Origin of the sequence: Pseudomonas sp. PGPR40, assembly GCF_022014505.1 — a bacterium.
In the GTDB taxonomy this organism is placed as follows: domain Bacteria; phylum Pseudomonadota; class Gammaproteobacteria; order Pseudomonadales; family Pseudomonadaceae; genus Aquipseudomonas.
In genome coordinates this window covers 1-18081 of sequence record NZ_JAKLSP010000004.1, presented here as the reverse complement: position 1 = coordinate 18081, position 18081 = coordinate 1, and the positions used below count along the sequence as shown (strand labels likewise).

Genomic DNA, 18081 nt, shown 5'->3' with positions numbered 1-18081 from the left:
GGACCCTTCGCCTTTTTAAGCGTTTACGCGCCGACTACGATCGGCTTTGCCAGAGGCGGGACGACGGCGCTAGTGGGCGCGATGCCGGCTTCGAACTCTGGACGGAAATATTTGATGGCGCTGCCCAACGGCTCCACGGCACCCGGTGCGTGTGCACAGAAGGTCTTGCCCGGGCCGAGGAAACCGACCAGACCCAGCAGGGTCTCGATATCGCCGGCTTGCCCTTCACCGTTCTCGATCGCGCGCAGCAGCTTGACGCTCCACGGCAAACCGTCACGGCATGGGGTGCAGAAACCGCAGGATTCACGGGAGAAGAACTCTTCCATGTTGCGCAGCAAGGACACCATGTTGACGCTGTCGTCCACCGCCATGGCCAGGCCGGTACCCATACGGGTGCCTACTTTGGCGATGCCGCCGGCGTACATTTGTGCGTCCAGGTGTTCCGGCAACAGGAAGCCGGTACCGGCGCCGCCTGGCTGCCAGCACTTGAGCGTGTAACCGTCGCGCATGCCGCCGGCGTAGTCTTCGAACAGCTCGCGACCGGTGACGCCGAACGGCAACTCCCACAGCCCAGGGTTCTTGACCTTGCCGGAGAAGCCCATGAGCTTGGTGCCCATGTCTTCGCTGCCTTCGCGGGCCAACGATTTGTACCAGTCCACGCCGTCGGCAATGATCGCCGGTACGTTGCACAGGGTTTCAACGTTGTTCACACAAGTCGGCTTGCCCCACACGCCGACGGCGGCAGGGAAGGGCGGCTTGGAGCGCGGGTTGGCGCGGCGGCCTTCGAGGGAGTTGATCAGTGCGGTTTCTTCACCGCAGATGTAACGTCCGGCACCGGTGTGGACGAACAGCTCGAAATCAAAACCCGAACCCAGGATGTTTTTACCCAGCAGGCCAGCAGCCTTGGCTTCTTCCACGGCACGGTTCAGGTGCTTGGCGGCGGTGGTGTATTCGCCGCGCAGGAAGATGTAGCCACGGTAGGTTTTCAGCGCGCGAGCACTGATCAGCATGCCTTCGATCAGCAGATGGGGCAGTTGCTCCATCAGCATGCGGTCTTTCCAGGTGTTCGGCTCCATTTCATCCGCGTTGCACAGCAGGTAGCGGATGTTGATGGATTCGTCCTTGGGCATCAGGCCCCACTTCACGCCCGTGGGGAAGCCTGCACCGCCGCGACCCTTGAGGCCGGAATCTTTCACGGTCTGGACGATATCGTCCTGGGCCATGTCGGCGAAGGCCTTGCGCGCAGCGGCGTAACCGTTCTTGGCCTGGTACTCGTCGAGCCATACGGCTTCGCCGTCGTCACGCAGACGCCAGGTGAGCGGATGTGTCTCGGCCGAACGCTTGATGCGGTTGGCAGGACCAAAGGAAGTCAGGGTCATACGTAGCCCTCGAGCAATTTGGCAACGCCGGCAGGCTGCACATCACCGAACGTGTCGTCGTCGATCATCAGCGCTGGCGCCTTGTCGCAGTTGCCGAGGCAGCAGACCGGCAGCAGGGTGAAACGACCGTCGATGGTGGTCTGACCCAGGCCGATGCCCAGCTTGCTCTGGATTTCGCTGACCACCGACTCATGGCCGCCGATGTAGCAGACCATGCTGTCGCAGACGCGAATGATGTGACGCCCCACCGGCTGACGGAAGATCTGGCTATAGAACGTTGCCACTCCTTCAACGTCGCTGGCCGGGATGCCGAGGATTTCGCCGATGGCGTAGAGCGCGCCGTCAGGCACCCAGCCACGTTCCTTCTGAACGATCTTCAGGGCTTCGATCGACGCCGCGCGCGGGTCTTCGTAGTGATGCAGCTCGTGCTCGATGGCCGAGCGCTCGGTTTCGCTCAGGGCGAAACGGTCTGTCTGGATAAGCGGGCTGTTCATGCTTAGCGGTCCACGTCGGCCATAACGAAATCGATACTACCCAGGTACGCGATCAAGTCCGCGACCATGCTGCCTTTGATCACCGAAGGGATCTGCTGCAGGTGCGGGAAGCTTGGGGTACGAATCCGGGTGCGGTAGCTCATGGTGCCGCCATCGCTCGTCAGGTAATAACTGTTGATGCCCTTGGTCGCTTCGATCATCTGGAAGGATTCGTTGGCCGGCATGACCGGGCCCCACGAAACTTGCAGGAAGTGCGTGATCAGGGTCTCGATGTGCTGCAGCGTGCGCTCTTTGGGCGGCGGCGTGGTCAGCGGGTGATCCGCCTTGTACGGGCCTTCCGGCATGTTGCGCATGCACTGCTCGATGATCTTGATGCTCTGGCGCATCTCTTCGACACGAACGATGCAACGGTCGTAGGCATCGCCATTGGCCGCCAGCGGCACTTCGAATTCGAAGTTCTCGTAGCCGGAGTACGGGCGCGCCTTACGCAGGTCGAAATCGCAACCGGTGGCGCGCAGGCCGGAACCGGTGACACCCCATTCCAGGGCCTCTTTGGTGTTGTAGTCGGCGACGCCGATGGTGCGGCCACGCAGGATGCTGTTGTCCAGTGCGGCTTTCTGGTATTCGTCCAGACGCTTGGGCATCCACTCGACGAAGTCCTTGACCAGCTTTTCCCAGCCGCGCGGCAGGTCGTGAGCGACACCGCCGATGCGGTACCAGGCCGGGTGCAGACGGAAACCGGTGATGGCTTCGATCACCGTGTACGCCTTCTGGCGGTCGGTGAAGGTGAAGAACACCGGGGTCATGGCGCCGACGTCCTGGATGTAAGTCCCCAGGAACAGCAGGTGGCTGGTGATCCGGAAGAACTCGGCCATCATGATGCGGATGACGTCGACCTTCTCGGGCACCTTGATGCCGGCCAGCTTCTCGACCGAGAGCACGTACGGCAGGTTGTTCATCACGCCGCCGAGGTAGTCGATACGGTCGGTGTACGGAATGAAGCTGTGCCAGGACTGACGCTCGGCCATCTTCTCGGCACCACGGTGGTGGTAACCGACGTCCGGCACGCAGTCGACGATTTCTTCGCCGTCCAGCTGCAGAATGATGCGGAACGCACCGTGCGCCGAAGGGTGGTTCGGGCCGAGGTTGAGGAACATGTAGTCCTCGTTCGGACCGGAACGCTTCATGCCCCAGTCTTCAGGCTTGAAGCGCGCGGCTTCTTCCTCAAGCTGTTGCTTGGCCAGGGTCAGGCTGAACGGGTCGAACTCGGTGGCACGGGCCGGGAAGTCCTTGCGCAGCGGGTGACCTTCCCAGGTCGGCGGCATCATGATGCGGGTCAGGTGCGGGTGACCGGCAAAGTTGATGCCGTACATGTCCCACACTTCACGCTCGTACCAGTTGGCGTTCGGCCAGAGACCGGTAACGGTCGGCACGCTGAGGTCGCTCTCGGACAAGGCGACCTTGATCATTACGTCACTATTACGTTCGATCGACATCAAGTGATAGAACACAGTGAAGTCGGCGCCGCTTGGCAGCCCTTGACGCTTGGTGCGCAGACGCTCGTCCACGCCGTGCAGGTCATAGAGCATGACGTACGGCTTGGGCAGGTTGCGCAGGAAGGTCAGGACTTCGACGAGTTTGACGCGGGCAACCCAAAGCACCGGCATGCCGGTGCGGGTCGGCTGGGCGGTGAACGCCTCCGGGCCAAAACGGTTATTCAGTTCGACGACCACATCCTGGTCGTCTGCCTTATAAGGCGGGATGTACAGAGCACTGCCTGTAGTCATGGTTATTTATCGCTTTCGGTCAACGTAAAGAATGAAGCCAGTTTCTCGTTTCTTTGTAAGAACAGATCTGGATCAGACTTCGTCGGGGCTGCGCAGGTTGGTGACTGCGATTCGCTGTTCGCGGCGCTTTTCCTTCTCGGAAGGCATCTCGGCGCGGTATACGCCTTGATCACCAACGACCCAGGAAAGTGGACGACGCTCCTGGCCAATCGACTCCTGCAACAGCATCAAGCCTTGCAGAAAAGCTTCAGGGCGGGGCGGGCAGCCAGGCACGTAGACGTCCACGGGCAGGAACTTGTCCACCCCTTGAACGACGGAGTAGATGTCGTACATGCCACCGGAGTTGGCGCACGAACCCATGGAGATGACCCATTTAGGCTCGAGCATTTGCTCGTAGAGACGCTGAATGATCGGCGCCATCTTGATGAAGCAGGTACCGGCGATAACCATGAAATCCGCCTGACGCGGCGATGCCCGGATCACCTCGGCGCCAAAGCGCGCGATGTCGTGGGGCGCCGTGAAGGCGGTGGTCATTTCCACGTAGCAGCACGAAAGACCGAAGTTATACGGCCACAGGGAGTTCTTGCGCCCCCAGTTGATCGTGCCGTTGAGCACGTCTTCGAGCTTGCCCATGAAAATGTTTTTGTGGACTTGATCTTCTAACGGATCGGAAACGGTTTCCCGCTGGCCAATCGGATACTGCTCGTTAGGAGCATCGGGGTCGATCCTGGTGAGATTGTATTGCATTGCCAAAGCCTCATTGTTTCAGCTTCGCTTGCCGCTTGCGCCGAGCTTCCGGAGCCCAGTCAAGGGCGCCCACTCGGAATAGGTAGACAAGACCTGCCAACAGAATTGCTATGAAAACGAGAGCTTCGACGAATCCGGTCCAGCCGCTTTCGCGGACGGACACAGACCAGGCAAAGAGAAAAAGGGCTTCGATATCGAAGATCACGAAGAGCATCGCGACCAGATAGAATTTGGCTGAGAGCCGCAAGCGGGCGCCACCGGTAGGTAGCATGCCGGACTCGAACGGTTCGTTTTTGCTGCGACCCCAGGCTTTTGACCCAAGGAGGCTGGAGACGCCGAGCATGAAGGCGCAAAGGCCGCCGACACCCAGAAGGAAAATGGCAAAGCCCCAGTTGTGGGCCATGAGTCCGGTCGCTTCGGGCATGCTGGTAATCCTTAACAGAGAGCAAAGGTCTCTGAGCTTGAAAAGAAACAAAGCAGTGACGATATGTCGCAGCAATCAATCGCGGTGATTTTATGGCTAAACACCGAGCAAGTAAAATTCCGATAGCGAAATTATTCACAAGAATAAGGACATCGCGCGCCTCCAAAGCCCTGTAGCCCATGCCGCTCGGGCATTAGCGGGGATTTTGTCAAATATGTCTTGTAGGTAATGTAACGAACATAGTTGGCGATAAATGATAATCAATATTATTTGGCGTGGTTTTCAAACTATTTAACGAGTGAGTGGCTGGGAAGTTGTCTTATATGCGCGTTACTGCATGTAGCACGCGCTCCCGTTTTACCCCTTTTTTCTGATCGCGACACCGCTCTGGATCAATGTTTTTGTCTGCCTGAGTCTGTAGGAGCGAGGCTTGCCCGCGAAGAATGCGCTGCGATTTTTCAGGAATACCACGTCATCGTTCTTCGCGGGCAAGCCTCGCTCCTACAGAGGAAAGAAAAATCCCAGGCAAAAAAACGCCCCGAACCAGTCGGGGCGTCAGATGGGCGGCTTTGCGGTTAGCTTTTTATTCGGTCCGCAAGGGCCGTTTGCTTAAACGAAGCAGATCAGTGGAACTGTTCTTCTTCGGTCGAACCGGTCAGCGCGGTCACCGAGGACGTGCCACCTTGAATCACGGTGGTCATGTCGTCGAAGTAGCCGGTGCCCACTTCCTGCTGGTGAGCCACGAAGGTGTAACCCTTGGCGGCATCAGCGAATTCCTGCTCTTGCAGCTTCACGTAGGCAGTCATGTCGTTGCGGGCGTAGTCGTGCGCCAGGTTGAACATGCTGTGCCACATGTTGTGAATGCCGGCCAGGGTGATGAACTGGTGCTTGTAACCCATGGCGGACAGTTCGCGCTGGAACTTGGCGATGGTCGCGTCGTCCAGGTTTTTCTTCCAGTTGAAGGAAGGCGAGCAGTTGTACGACAGCAGTTGGTCCGGGTATTCCTTTTTGATCGCTTCGGCGAAGCGACGAGCCTCGTCCAGATCCGGCTTGGCGGTTTCGCACCAGATCAGGTCGGCGAACGGCGCGTAGGCCAGGCCGCGAGCGATAGCCTGATCCAGGCCGGCGCGCACTTTGTAGAAGCCTTCCTGGGTGCGTTCGCCAGTCACGAATGGCTGGTCGTACGGATCGCAATCGGAAGTCAGCAGGTCAGCCGCGTTAGCGTCGGTACGGGCCAGGATGATGGTCGGTGTACCGGCAACGTCAGCTGCCAGGCGAGCAGCGGTCAGCTTCTGTACGGCTTCCTGGGTAGGAACCAGTACCTTGCCGCCCATGTGGCCGCATTTTTTCACGGAAGCCAGTTGGTCTTCGAAGTGAACACCGGCGGCGCCTGCTTCGATCATGCTCTTCATCAGCTCGTAGGCGTTCAGAACGCCACCGAAACCGGCTTCAGCGTCAGCCACGATCGGAGCGAAGTAGTCGATGTAACCTTCGTCGCCCGGGTTCTTGCCGGCTTTCCACTGGATCTGGTCAGCGCGACGGAACGAGTTGTTGATGCGCTTGACCACGGTCGGAACCGAGTCCACCGGGTACAGCGATTGGTCCGGGTACATCGATTCGGCGGAGTTGTTGTCCGCAGCCACTTGCCAGCCCGACAGGTAAATCGCCTGGATGCCGGCCTTGACTTGTTGTACAGCCTGGCCGCCGGTCAGGGCGCCCATGCAGTTGACGAAATCTTTCTCGGGACGGAAGGACGGCTTGGCACCCTGGGTTACCAGGTTCCAAAGCTTCTCGGCGCCCATTTTTGCAAAGGTGTGCTCAGGTTGAACCGAGCCACGCAGACGGACGACGTCAGCAGCGGAGTAATTGCGTGTCACGCCTTTCCAGCGCGGGTTTTCAGCCCAGTCTTTTTCGAGGGCTGCAATTTGCTGTTCGCGTGTCAGTGCCATGGAGATAAACCTCGTCGCGTCTTTAATCGAAAGTGGTTCTGGGGTGGACAATTCCTGCGTGCCAACTACGCATTTCAAAAGGGGCGTAAAAGGCTGCTCGCTGACCAGAAGCTTAGGCGGTCAAGTCGGGTTCGGCGGGGAAGGCGACGGGATGAACGATGGGCTCGAGGGGAAAGTGAGCAGGTAAGGGCGAACTGACGGGCGCATTCGGGCGTCGTGGGCCTTGGTGCGAACTTCAGTGTGGAGCCGGGTTACCTAATACGCTTCCGTCCCTCGGGACAACTTCGTTCCAGTCGGCAACCTCGTCAAACACGCCTTGTGGGCGGTACAGACACGAATCGGCTCGCGGGGTAGGTGCGAACAGCAACTCGAAAGCCCTTGCCAGGGCCTCTGATTAGCGGGAGCGAGGCCATCATGCCTTTGCTTTTTTGGCTCGTCAAACGTTTTGTAGTGCTTTTTTTATGGCACTACATCTTTGGTCTAATACGACTAATCAGTCAGTTTTTGGTGCTTTAGTCCAACGTATCGACTTTCACCCGCAGAGTCATGTCATCCCGGCCCTGAGTCGAGTAGCTGTGGGTCAGGCCCTGTTTGTCGGTCTGAGTCTGACGATTCACGCCAGCCAGGGTGATCCACTCGCCCAGTCGACCGCTGACCGTTGTGTCGGTACTTTGCACGTTCACTACATCGGGACGTTCCTGGCTCATCCGGTCACGGTTAGTACTGATTACCAGATGAACGATGTCGCCGGTAACGCTGGCGGTGACGTAGAAGCCTTGGGTGACATTGCGGTATTCGGTCTGGCTGCGCAGGTCGCCATAGGAGTCGGTCTGCGTGCTGGTCAGCGGCACGCTCTGGCCGACCTGGATCAGCGCCGGTGTGCCTTCGCTGGCCTGAACCTGCTGGATACCGCCGTCGCGGCTGTCAGTGCTGCGGTTGATGATGCGAGTCTGGCTCGGCTTGGCGCCGTTCACTGAGTAACCCTGATCGCCCTGGAAACTGTTTTCGTTGGTATCGACGGTGATCAGCAGACGCTTGGCGGCCACGTCGAGTTGGCCGATCAAGGCTTTAAGTTCGTCGATCTTGCGCTGTTCTGCGTTGACGATCAGCTGATTGCCATAGGCGCTGACCTGGCCGTCCTTGCCGATGAAATTCTGCGCCACCGGCAGCAGATCGGCGCTGGTGCGATAGTTCAGGGGCACGATCTCGGTGGCGGCCATGACCGAAAAACTGCAGATAAGCAGCAGCGTGGTGAGTAGGGTGCGTAGGGACATATCCGGTATCTCCGCCTTCAAAGTCTTGATATTGCCAGTTTGTCGGCCCGGCGTGGTGCGAGTTGAATCACAGACAGCAAAACGCCCCGGCATCGGTTGATGGCGGGGCGTGATCGTTCCCACGCTCCGCGTGGGAATGCAGCCTGTAACGCTCCGCGTCACTGCCGCGAGGGGACGCAGAGCGTCCCGAGAGGCATTCCCACGCGGAGCGTGGGAACGATCAGTTGCAGGGTCTCAAGCGGAGTGCCGCACCATGTCCACGTGCGGAATCCCGGCTTCCAGGAACTCCTCACTGACCATGCTGAAGCCCAAGCGCTCATAGAACGCTGTGGCCTGCACTTGCGCGCTCAGCATCTGCTGCTTCAGCCCGCGCTTCTCGGCTTCACCGATCACCGCGTGCATCAGCGCATCGCCGACTTTCAAGCCGCGCCAGTCCTTCAGTACCGATACCCGGCCAATATGCCCATCGGGCAGCAGGCGGGCGGTGCCAATCGGAAAGTCGCCTTCGAAGGCCAGAAAATGCACCGCCGTAGCGTCATCGGCATCCCATTCCAGTTCAGGCGGAACGGATTGCTCGGCGACAAACACCGTTTCACGAATGCGCCGGATCTCGGCGTTGTCCTTTTGCCAGTCTGCGACACGTACGTGAATTTTATTCATCGGCAAACCCCAGGCTTCCTTGCTTGATCAGTTCACACAGCAGGCCGCGGCCGTCTTCATCACTTAGCCATTGGCCAAGGTTGTCGACGTGCAGCGCATCGGCGGCGCAAATCATCTTCAGCAACTCGCGCAGTTTGCCCGGCAGATAACGGCTTTGACCGCTGGCGAACAGCAACAGGTCGTCATCGACTTCGGACCAGGCCAGACGTGCGCTCGGGTTGCGGATCAACACCGCCCCTTGCTCGAGGCTGGCGAGCAGGTCTTCTTCTTCGATCTCCTCCGGGCCAACCACCAGCTCCGGGTAGCGCGGCTCGGTCATGAACTGGCCGAACCAGGTCAGCAACAGGCGCTCGTCGCTCATGTGCTCGGCCAGCAGGCTTTTCAGGCGATCGAGGGCATCGTGCTGGATCTGATGAGGATCGACCGCCGGCAGCGCGTCGGCGTCGGTGTAACGCTCTTCGTCCGACAGGAACTGGCTGAGGAAGTCGGTGAAGTGGGTCAGCACTTCAGCGGCGCTCGGTGCACGGAAACCGACCGAGTAAGTCATGCAGTCGTCAACGGCCACACCACAGTGGGCCAGGCGCGGCGGCAGGTAAAGCATGTCGCCCGGTTCCAGTACCCATTCGTCGGTGGCGTCGAAATCAGCGAGGATGCGCAAGTCGGCGTGTTGCAGTAATGGGCTCTCGGAATCGCACATCTGGCCGATTTTCCAGTTGCGCTTGCCGTGGCCTTGCAGCAGGAACACGTCGTAGTTATCGAAGTGCGGACCCACGCTGCCACCTGGAGCGGCGAAGCTGATCATCACGTCGTCGACACGCCAGCTCGGCAGGAAGCGGAAGTGCTCCAGCAGTTCGCTGACTTCCGGGACGAATTGGTCGACGGCTTGCACCAGCAGAGTCCATTCGCGTTCCGGCAACTTGCTGAATTCGTCTTCGGCAAACGGACCACGGCGCAATTCCCATGGGCGTTCGCCGTGCTCGATCACCAGGCGCGATTCGACTTCTTCTTCCAGCGCCAGGCCGGCCAGTTCGTCGGCGTCGATCGGGCTTTCGAAATCAGGAATCGCCTGGCGGATCAGCAGGGGTTTTTTCTGCCAGTAGTCGCGCAGGAATTCGCGCGCCGTGATGCCACCCAGAAGTTGAAGAGGAATGTCAGGATTCATGTGTAACCTATTGAAAAAAAGCACTTTTCAGACGGGAATAAAAACGCCCGGCGCTGCCGGGCGTCTCAAACGGGTAGAGCGGTCGATCAGATGCGTTTGGCTTGTGCCACAGCGTTGCCGATGTAGTTGGCCGGGGTGAGCAGTTTCAGCTCGGCCTTGGCTTGCGCAGGCATGTCCAGCCCGTCGATGAAGGTCTGCAGCGCTTCAGGGCTGATGCCCTTGCCGCGAGTCAGCTCTTTCAATTTTTCGTACGGGTTTTCGATGTTGTAGCGGCGCATCACGGTCTGGATCGGCTCGGCCAATACTTCCCAGCACGCGTCCAGGTCGGCAGCAATTTTCTGCTCGTTGAGCTCGAGCTTGCTGATGCCTTTGAGGCTGGCTTCGTACGCGATCACGCTGTGAGCGAAGCCAACGCCGAGGTTGCGCAGTACGGTGGAGTCGGTCAGGTCGCGCTGCCAGCGGGAGATCGGCAGCTTGCTCGCCAAGTGCTGGAACAGTGCGTTGGCGATGCCCAGGTTGCCTTCGGAGTTTTCGAAGTCGATCGGGTTGACCTTGTGCGGCATGGTCGACGAACCGATTTCGCCAGCAATGGTGCGCTGTTTGAAATAACCCAGGGAGATGTAGCCCCAGATGTCGCGGTCGAAGTCGATCAGGATGGTGTTGAAGCGCGCGATCGCGTCGAACAGTTCGGCGATGTAGTCGTGCGGCTCGATCTGCGTGGTGTACGGGTTGAAGCCCAGGCCCAGCTCGTCTTCGATGAAGGCGCGGGCGTTGGCTTCCCAGTCGATCTCAGGGTAGGCCGACAGGTGAGCGTTGTAGTTGCCGACAGCGCCGTTGATCTTGCCCAGCAGCGGAACGGCGGCGACTTGAGCGATTTGACGCTCCAGACGGTAAACCACGTTCGCCAGCTCTTTGCCCAGGGTGGTCGGCGAGGCCGGTTGACCGTGGGTGCGCGACAGCATCGGCACGTCGGCGAAACGGATCGCCAGTTCGCGGATGGCTTCGGCGGTCTGGCGCATCAGCGGCAGCATCACGTCATCACGGCCTTCGCGCAGCATCAGGGCGTGGGACAGGTTGTTGATGTCCTCGCTGGTGCAGGCAAAGTGGATGAATTCGCTGACGGCAGCCAGTTCCGGCAGCTTGGCCGCTTGCTCTTTGAGCAAGTACTCAATGGCTTTGACGTCGTGGTTGGTGGTGCGCTCGATCTCTTTGACACGCTCGGCGTGCTCCAGAGAGAAGTTTTCCGCCAGGGTGTTCAGCACCGCGTTGGCTTCGGCGGAGAACGCCGGCACTTCGCTGATGGCAGGGTGAACGGCCAGGCGCTGGAGCCAGCGCACTTCAACCAGGACGCGAGCACGGATCAGACCGTATTCGCTGAAAATCGGGCGCAGGGCCTGGGTTTTGCCGGCGTAGCGGCCGTCAACAGGGGAAACCGCAGTGAGCGAAGAGAGCTGCATGGGGTGTTCTCGGACAGTCGGGCAACGAAATGGGGCGCGTATCATACATGAAAAAATCCGCCGGTCCGTTGCCAACTGACCGGCGTATTACGCGTTACTGACTACAAAGCGGTATTGCGGGCGCGGTTCAGCTGCTGCGCATCAGCGGGTAAAGCTCTTTAAGCAATTTGCGCCGGCTGATCACCAACTGCCAGCGATGACCGCCCAACTGCCGCCACAGGCGTGCCGAACGGATCCCGGCCAGCAACAGCGCGCGAATCTTCGAGGCATTGCTCGGTTGCTGCAGGTTGCGCATGTCGCCATGCACCTGAATCCGTTGGCGCAGGGTGCTCAGGGTGTCTTGGTACAACGCACCGCAGGCAGCGATCACGTTTTCGTGAGCCGGACCGAAGTGTTCGACCTGAGATTGAATCTGCGGCAGACGCTTGCCGATCACTTCCAGCATGTCATTGCGCTTGGCCAGCTGACGCTCCAGGCCCAGCATTGACAGGGCGTAGCGCAGCGGTTCGCGCTGAAGGGTGCTTGGGTCGCGTTCCAGGGCGCCGATCAGTGCGCGGTAACCGTCACGCAGGTTGATGTCGTCACCGCCATAGACTTCCAGTGTGTCCTTGGGGTCGCGAATCAGCAGGCTGCCGAGCATGCAAGTCAGGCCGGCTTCGTTGGTCTGGCCAGTCTTGGCGATCTTGTCCACCAGCACGGCGGCGAGAAACACGCCACCCAGGGCTGTCAGTTGCTCCTGAGTCGGGCTCATGGGCGCTGACCCTTGCTGGTCCAGGGTTCGGCCACTTCGATCACGCCGCCGCCGAGGCAGATTTCACCGTCGTAGAACACCACGGACTGGCCTGGGGTGACCGCGCGTTGCGGGTCATCGAAGGTCGCGCGGTAGCCGCTGGCGGTTTTTTCCAGTGTGCAAGGCTGGTCGCTCTGGCGATAACGCACTTTGGCGGTCAGTTTGCGCGGCTCGGTCAAATCGATCGGGTTGACCCAATAGATGTCCGAGGCGAGCAGGGCGCGGGAGAACAGATAAGGATGATCATTGCCCTGGCCAACGATCAGCTCGTTGTGTTCCAGGTCCTTGATCAGCACGTACCACGGCTCGTCACTGGCATCTTTCAAGCCGCCGATGCCCAAGCCCTGACGCTGGCCGATGGTGTGGTACATCAAACCGTGGTGACGGCCGATGACTTCGCCTTCGGTGGTCTTGATCTCGCCTGGCTGGGCTGGCAGGTATTGCTTGAGGAAGTCGCTGAAGCGGCGTTCGCCGATAAAGCAGATCCCGGTGGAATCCTTTTTCTTCGCGGTGGCCAGGTCGTGTTTCTCGGCAATCGCGCGCACTTCGGGTTTTTCCAGCTCGCCGACCGGGAACAGGGTCTTGGCGATCTGTTCACCGCCGACGGCGTGCAGGAAGTAGCTCTGGTCCTTGTTCGGGTCCAGGCCCTTGAGCAATTCGGTGCGGCCATCGATGTCGCGGCGACGCACGTAGTGGCCGGTGGCGATCAGGTCGGCGCCGAGCATCATGGCGTAATCGAGGAACGCCTTGAACTTGATTTCGCGGTTGCACAGGATGTCCGGGTTCGGCGTGCGACCGGCCTTGTATTCGGCCAGGAAGTGTTCGAACACGTTGTCCCAGTACTCGGCGGCGAAGTTGGCGGTGTGCAGCTTGATGCCAATCTTGTCGCACACGGCCTGAGCGTCCGCCAGGTCATCCATGGCGGTGCAGTATTCCGTTCCATCGTCTTCTTCCCAGTTCTTCATGAACAGGCCTTCCACCTCATAACCCTGTTCGATCAGCAGGAGAGCGGAAACGGAAGAGTCCACGCCGCCGGACATGCCGACAATGACGCGCTTCTTTTGTGTATCAGAAGGGGCTGGATCACGCATAGGGATTCAATGAGTGTCTTGAAAAAGGACGCGATTCTAGCAGGCTCAAGCCTGCAAGGCTAAAGAGAAGGGCGGATCAGCTCGAGGCTGAAGTGTTTACCGTCCAGATAATCATCGATACAGCGGATGATCAGCTCACTGCGCCAGTTTGCGCGCTGTTGCAGCAGTTCGTCACGCGTCAGCCATTTTGCGCCGACGATACCGTCGTCCAGCTGATAGTCCGGGTGGTGTTTGAGCGGTTTTGCGGTGAAACAGACCCGCTGGTAGGTCACGCCGTTGCTCGGCGCGGTGTAGAGGTAAATGCCTACCACGCCCGTCGGCTCGACGTCCCAGCCGGTTTCCTCGAGGGTTTCACGCACGGCGGCGTCGATCAGGGTTTCGTCCGGGTCCAGATGGCCGGCGGGCTGGTTGAGCACCGCTCGTCCGTGTTTGAGTTCTTCGACCATCAGGAAGCGACCATTGTCTTCGACGATGGTGGCGACGGTGATGTGGGGTAGCCAATCCATGAAGCTTCCTCGAATTTTGAATGTTGAAACCCGATCCCTGTAGGAGCTGGCTTGCCAGCGAAGACGGTGGGTCAGTCAATGAAATGTTGAATGATAAACCGCTTTCGCTGGCAAGCCAGCTCCTACAGGGGGTTTGAGGCTCGGCAGATAGAATTGTGCGAGCACCACAAACAGAAACCCCGGCACTGGGCCGGGGTTTCTTTGCATCCTTACAACCTTAAACCAGCGCAGCGATCGCGGCGTTGAAGGTGTTGCTCGGGCGCATGGCCTTGCTGATCAGCTCGGCATTGGCGTGGTAGTAACCGCCGATGTCCACTGGCTTGCCCTGAACGGCGTTGAGCTCGGCAACGATGGTCGCTTCGTTCTCGGTCAGGGTTTTGGCCAGTTCGCCGAACTGCGCTTGCAGTGCAGTGTCTTCGGTCTGGGCGGCCAGGGCTTGAGCCCAGTACAGCGCCAGGTAGAAGTGGCTGCCGCGGTTGTCGATGTTGCCGACTTTACGCGATGGCGACTTGTTGTGGTCCAGGAACTGGCCAGTGGCCTGATCCAGGGTCTTGGCCAGCACCAGCGCTTTAGGGTTGTTGTAGGTAACACCCAGGTGCTCAAGGGAAGCGGCCAGGGCCAGGAACTCACCCAGGGAATCCCAGCGCAGGAAGTTTTCTTCCAGCAGCTGTTGAACGTGCTTCGGTGCCGAACCGCCAGCGCCGGTTTCGAACAGACCACCGCCGTTCATCAGCGGAACGATCGACAGCATCTTGGCGCTGGTGCCCAGTTCCATGATCGGGAACAGGTCGGTCAGGTAGTCGCGCAATACGTTGCCGGTCACCGAGATGGTGTCCTTGCCTTCGCGGGTGCGCTGCAGGGTGAACTTCATCGCGTCGACGGGCGACATGATCTGGATGTCCAGACCGGTCGTGTCGTGATCCTTCAGGTAAGCCTGAACTTTCTCGATCACTACGCCATCATGGGCGCGCATCGGGTCCAGCCAGAAAATGGCCGGAGTTGCGCTTGCACGGGCACGGTTGACGGCCAGTTTGACCCAGTCCTGGATCGGCGCGTCTTTGGTCTGGCACATGCGGAAGATGTCGCCGGCTTCAACCGACTGTTCCAGCAGAGTGCGGCCAGCGCTGTCGGAAACCCGAACCACGCCGTTTGCCTTGATCTGGAAAGTCTTGTCGTGGGAGCCGTACTCTTCGGCTTTTTTCGCCATCAGGCCAACGTTTGGCACGCTGCCCATGGTGGTCGGATCGAAAGCGCCGTGCAGCTTGCAGTCTTCGATCACCGCCTGGTAGATAGTGGCGTAGCAGCGATCCGGGATCACAGCCTTGGTGTCGTGCAGCTGGCCATCAGTGCCCCACATCTTGCCGGAGTCACGGATCATCGCCGGCATCGAGGCGTCGACGATAACGTCGCTCGGCACGTGCAGGTTGGTGATGCCTTTGTCGGAGTTGACCATGGCCAACGACGGACGAACGGCGTAGACCGCCTGGATGTCCGCTTCGATCTGCGCTTGTTGCTCAGCCGGCAAAGCCTTGATGCGAGCATACAGGTCGCCGATGCCGTTGTTCAGGTTGAAGCCGATCTGTGCCAGCACGTCAGCGTGTTTGGCGAGGGCGTCTTTATAGAACTCGGCAACGATCTGGCCGAACATGATCGGGTCGGAGACCTTCATCATGGTGGCTTTCAGGTGAACCGACAGCAGCACGCCTTTGGCTTTGGCATCTTCGATCTCGGCCGCGATGAAGCTACGCAGTGCGTTTTTGCTCAGAACGGCGCAATCGAGGATCTCACCGGCTTGTACGGTGGTCTTTTCTTTCAGAACGGTGGTGGTGCCGTCTTGAGCGATCAGTTCGATTTTGACGGCGTCAGCGGCGTCGATCAGGGCGGCTTTTTCGCTGCCGTAGAAATCGCCGGTGCTCATGTGAGCCACGTGGGACTTGGAGTCTTTGGCCCAGGCGCCCATTTTATGCGGGTGCTTGCGCGCGTAGTTCTTGACCGACAGCGGTGCGCGACGATCAGAGTTACCTTCGCGCAGAACCGGGTTCACGGCGCTGCCCTTGATCTTGTCGTAACGCGATTTGGCGAGCTTGTCGGCATCGCTGGTCACGGTTTCCGGGTAGTCCGGCAGTGCGTAACCCTGAGCTTGCAGCTCTTTGATCGCGGCTTGCAGTTGCGGAACCGAAGCGCTGATGTTCGGAAGCTTGATGATGTTGGCTTCCGGCGTAACGGCCAGGTCGCCCAGTTCGGCGAGGTGGTCGGCTACGGCTTTGTCACCCAATTGCTCGGGGAAGCTGGCCAGAATGCGCCCTGCAAGAGAGATATCGCGGGTTTCAACGGCGATATCAGCCGAGGCGGTGAAAGCCTCTACGATAGGCAACAGTGAATAGGTGGCGAGGGCTGGGGCTTCGTCGGTGAAGGTATAGATGATCTTCGAGCGGGTGGGCATATTCGGATTAACTCTCTCTTCTTTGCTAAAGCGTGCGCAGAAACTCGAGGGGCGCCGGGTAAGCGCGTTCGTTCAAAGTCATCCATGAGCCGAATGTCGAGATTCTTCGCGGTGATGTTGGGTGCATCAGTCGAGCGTCAAGCGGGTGGACTGCGATAACAATCCGGCTTATTCGGGCCCAACGTCTTGTGATAGAGCGGTCGGCCGTCGTGACTCTTTGGTCAGCGGCGGCATTATACATAGGTAGCTGGCAATCTGCCGATGGTTCATAAGCAACGTTTTTCGTCCATTGGTCTAAAGGTCGCAGGTGGATGTGGGGCGTAGAGTCGTTCGCCGTGCTTGAGTTTGGCGCTTTTCCCTTTGCTTTCAGGCTTGTACGTCGCGAACTGTGCAGCTTCGTGGCAGATGGGCGGAACATAGGGTTTGCGCGCCGATTTAACTGGGGTACGCTCGAACGCAGCCAGATGTTCAATCCAAACAATGGAGTACAGCATGGGATACAAGAAGATTCAGGTTCCAGCCGTCGGCGACAAAATCACCGTCAACGCGGACCATTCTCTCAATGTTCCTAATAACCCGATCATCCCCTTCATCGAAGGCGATGGTATTGGCGTTGATATCAGCCCGGTCATGATCAAGGTTGTCGATGCTGCTGTTAAGAAGGCTTACGGCGGCGAGCGCAAAATTTCCTGGATGGAAGTCTACGCCGGGGAGAAAGCGACTCAGGTTTACGATCAGGACACCTGGCTGCCTCAGGAAACCCTGGACGCGGTCAAGGATTACGTGGTTTCCATCAAGGGCCCTCTGACCACGCCGGTCGGCGGCGGCATCCGTTCGCTGAACGTGGCTCTGCGTCAACAACTCGACCTGTATGTATGCCTGCGCCCGGTGCGCTGGTTCGAAGGCGTACCTAGCCCGGTCAAGAAGCCAGGCGATGTCGACATGACCATCTTCCGTGAAAACTCGGAAGACATTTATGCCGGTATCGAATGGAAAGCCGGTTCGCCGGAAGCGACCAAGGTCATCAAGTTCCTTAAAGAAGAAATGGGTGTCACCAAAATCCGTTTCGACGAAAACTGCGGTATCGGCGTCAAGCCGGTCTCCCTGGAAGGCACCAAGCGTCTGGCGCGCAAGGCTCTGCAGTATGTGGTCGACAATGACCGCGACTCGCTGACCATTGTGCACAAAGGCAATATCATGAAGTTTACCGAAGGTGCCTTCAAGGAATGGGCCTACGAAGTGGCCGCTGAAGAATTCGGCGCGACCCTGCTCGACGGCGGTCCGTGGATGCAGTTCAAGAACCCGAAAACCGGCAAGAACGTCATCGTCAAGGACGCCATCGCTGACGCCATGCTCCAGCAGATCCTGCTGCGCCCGGCCGAGTACGATGTAATCGCGACCCTGAACCTCAATGGCGACTACCTCTCCGACGCCCTGGCGGCCGAAGTGGGCGGTATCGGTATCGCGCCGGGTGCCAACCTGTCCGACACCGTGGCCATGTTCGAAGCGACCCACGGTACTGCGCCGAAATACGCCGGCAAGGACCAGGTCAACCCGGGTTCGTTGATCCTGTCCGCCGAGATGATGCTGCGTCACATGGGCTGGACCGAAGCGGCGGATCTGATCATCAAGGGTACCAATGGTGCGATTTCGGCTAAAACCGTGACCTATGACTTTGAGCGTCTGATGGAAGGGGCCAAGCTTCTGTCTTCCTCCGCGTTCGGTGATGCGTTGATCTCGCACATGTAAACCGGCTGATAAAAAAAACCGCCTTCGGGCGGTTTTTTTATGGTGCGCCAGGCATGGCGCGTAGCGCCGTGACTGGCGCTGTTCAGCTCATTATGGTGATGAGTTGGATGACTTGGAGGTGGAAGTCCTCTACACACCCGGCAAGGGGAAGTGTTAGCCGAAGGCAAGG

At 59.1% G+C, this 18081-nt stretch carries 15 protein-coding genes; 1 reads left to right on the top strand and 14 read right to left on the bottom strand.

Translation table 11 applies throughout. From position 1 onward, the window contains the following. Window positions 1–23: 23 nt before the first annotated feature. From nuoF to MEB48_RS05150, 14 genes are all read right to left on the bottom strand, one after another. A complete protein-coding gene (gene nuoF, locus MEB48_RS05215; RefSeq protein ID WP_237882541.1) occupies window positions 24–1379 on the bottom strand; it encodes an NADH-quinone oxidoreductase subunit NuoF in 1356 nt (451 codons plus the stop codon). Further along, window positions 1376–1873 carry an NADH-quinone oxidoreductase subunit NuoE gene (gene nuoE, locus MEB48_RS05210; RefSeq protein ID WP_237882539.1) on the bottom strand — a complete coding sequence of 166 codons (498 nt, stop codon included), beginning with the start codon at window positions 1871–1873 and terminating at the stop codon, window positions 1376–1378. The genes nuoF and nuoE overlap by 4 nt, the downstream gene beginning before the upstream one ends. Before the next feature lie 2 nt (window positions 1874–1875). Further along, entirely contained in the window at window positions 1876–3660 is a 1785-nt protein-coding gene (gene nuoC / locus MEB48_RS05205; protein WP_237882537.1) for an NADH-quinone oxidoreductase subunit C/D, read from the bottom strand. 72 nt (window positions 3661–3732) lie between these two features. Then, a complete protein-coding gene (locus tag MEB48_RS05200) occupies window positions 3733–4407 on the bottom strand; it encodes a NuoB/complex I 20 kDa subunit family protein (RefSeq protein ID WP_046037844.1) in 675 nt (224 codons plus the stop codon). A gap of 10 nt (window positions 4408–4417) precedes the next feature. Next, the gene (locus MEB48_RS05195; RefSeq protein ID WP_007905050.1) at window positions 4418–4831 is read right to left on the bottom strand and encodes an NADH-quinone oxidoreductase subunit A; all 414 of its coding nucleotides are present in this window, start codon (window positions 4829–4831) and stop codon (window positions 4418–4420) included. A gap of 623 nt (window positions 4832–5454) precedes the next feature. Continuing rightward, the gene (gene aceA / locus MEB48_RS05190) at window positions 5455–6780 is read right to left on the bottom strand and encodes an isocitrate lyase (RefSeq protein WP_095053167.1); all 1326 of its coding nucleotides are present in this window, start codon (window positions 6778–6780) and stop codon (window positions 5455–5457) included. A 512-nt stretch (window positions 6781–7292) separates the two neighbouring features. Further along, complete coding sequence (locus MEB48_RS05185) at window positions 7293–8054, bottom strand: secretin N-terminal domain-containing protein (RefSeq protein ID WP_237882535.1); 762 nt, start codon at window positions 8052–8054, stop codon at window positions 7293–7295. Window positions 8055–8288: 234 nt separating this feature from the next. Next, window positions 8289–8714, bottom strand: a complete 426-nt coding sequence (locus tag MEB48_RS05180; protein ID WP_237882532.1) for a GNAT family N-acetyltransferase — start codon at window positions 8712–8714, stop codon at window positions 8289–8291. Beyond that, a complete protein-coding gene (locus MEB48_RS05175; protein ID WP_237882530.1) occupies window positions 8707–9876 on the bottom strand; it encodes a ribosomal protein uL16 3-hydroxylase in 1170 nt (389 codons plus the stop codon). Before MEB48_RS05175 ends, MEB48_RS05180 begins: the two co-directional genes overlap by 8 nt. Before the next feature lie 86 nt (window positions 9877–9962). Further along, window positions 9963–11333, bottom strand: coding sequence for an adenylosuccinate lyase (purB, locus tag MEB48_RS05170; RefSeq protein WP_237882528.1), 1371 nt, complete (start codon window positions 11331–11333; stop codon window positions 9963–9965). Window positions 11334–11460: 127 nt separating this feature from the next. Beyond that, window positions 11461–12084 (bottom strand): high frequency lysogenization protein HflD, encoded by a 624-nt coding sequence (hflD, locus tag MEB48_RS05165; RefSeq protein WP_237882526.1) that lies wholly within the window; start codon window positions 12082–12084, stop codon window positions 11461–11463. Next, window positions 12081–13214, bottom strand: coding sequence for a tRNA 2-thiouridine(34) synthase MnmA (gene mnmA, locus MEB48_RS05160; RefSeq protein ID WP_237882525.1), 1134 nt, complete (start codon window positions 13212–13214; stop codon window positions 12081–12083). Before mnmA ends, hflD begins: the two co-directional genes overlap by 4 nt. Window positions 13215–13273: 59 nt before the next feature. Continuing rightward, window positions 13274–13720, bottom strand: a complete 447-nt coding sequence (locus tag MEB48_RS05155; protein WP_237882524.1) for an NUDIX hydrolase — start codon at window positions 13718–13720, stop codon at window positions 13274–13276. Window positions 13721–13937: 217 nt separating this feature from the next. Continuing rightward, complete coding sequence (locus tag MEB48_RS05150; RefSeq protein ID WP_237882523.1) at window positions 13938–16163, bottom strand: NADP-dependent isocitrate dehydrogenase; 2226 nt, start codon at window positions 16161–16163, stop codon at window positions 13938–13940. Window positions 16164–16655: 492 nt separating this feature from the next. Here MEB48_RS05150 and icd point away from each other — a divergent pair, with 492 nt between their 5' ends. Then, complete coding sequence (icd, locus tag MEB48_RS05145; RefSeq protein WP_007905029.1) at window positions 16656–17912, top strand: NADP-dependent isocitrate dehydrogenase; 1257 nt, start codon at window positions 16656–16658, stop codon at window positions 17910–17912. Window positions 17913–18081 lie beyond the last annotated feature (169 nt).

What these genes read in the sequence shown, in the direction of transcription:
- purB (WP_237882528.1), bottom strand. Translation starts at nt 11,333, where the DNA reads ATGCAGCTCTCTTCGCTCACTGCGGTTTCCCCTGTTGACGGCCGCTAC.
- MEB48_RS05180 (WP_237882532.1), bottom strand. Translation starts at nt 8,714, where the DNA reads ATGAATAAAATTCACGTACGTGTCGCAGACTGGCAAAAGGACAACGCC.
- MEB48_RS05150 (WP_237882523.1), bottom strand. Translation starts at nt 16,163, where the DNA reads ATGCCCACCCGCTCGAAGATCATCTATACCTTCACCGACGAAGCCCCA.
- nuoF (WP_237882541.1), bottom strand. Translation starts at nt 1,379, where the DNA reads ATGACCCTGACTTCCTTTGGTCCTGCCAACCGCATCAAGCGTTCGGCC.
- mnmA (WP_237882525.1), bottom strand. Translation starts at nt 13,214, where the DNA reads ATGCGTGATCCAGCCCCTTCTGATACACAAAAGAAGCGCGTCATTGTC.
- nuoE (WP_237882539.1), bottom strand. Translation starts at nt 1,873, where the DNA reads ATGAACAGCCCGCTTATCCAGACAGACCGTTTCGCCCTGAGCGAAACC.
- aceA (WP_095053167.1), bottom strand. Translation starts at nt 6,780, where the DNA reads ATGGCACTGACACGCGAACAGCAAATTGCAGCCCTCGAAAAAGACTGG.
- MEB48_RS05175 (WP_237882530.1), bottom strand. Translation starts at nt 9,876, where the DNA reads ATGAATCCTGACATTCCTCTTCAACTTCTGGGTGGCATCACGGCGCGC.
- MEB48_RS05195 (WP_007905050.1), bottom strand. Translation starts at nt 4,831, where the DNA reads ATGCCCGAAGCGACCGGACTCATGGCCCACAACTGGGGCTTTGCCATT.
- hflD (WP_237882526.1), bottom strand. Translation starts at nt 12,084, where the DNA reads ATGAGCCCGACTCAGGAGCAACTGACAGCCCTGGGTGGCGTGTTTCTC.
- MEB48_RS05185 (WP_237882535.1), bottom strand. Translation starts at nt 8,054, where the DNA reads ATGTCCCTACGCACCCTACTCACCACGCTGCTGCTTATCTGCAGTTTT.
- nuoC (WP_237882537.1), bottom strand. Translation starts at nt 3,660, where the DNA reads ATGACTACAGGCAGTGCTCTGTACATCCCGCCTTATAAGGCAGACGAC.
- MEB48_RS05200 (WP_046037844.1), bottom strand. Translation starts at nt 4,407, where the DNA reads ATGCAATACAATCTCACCAGGATCGACCCCGATGCTCCTAACGAGCAG.
- MEB48_RS05155 (WP_237882524.1), bottom strand. Translation starts at nt 13,720, where the DNA reads ATGGATTGGCTACCCCACATCACCGTCGCCACCATCGTCGAAGACAAT.
- icd (WP_007905029.1), top strand. Translation starts at nt 16,656, where the DNA reads ATGGGATACAAGAAGATTCAGGTTCCAGCCGTCGGCGACAAAATCACC.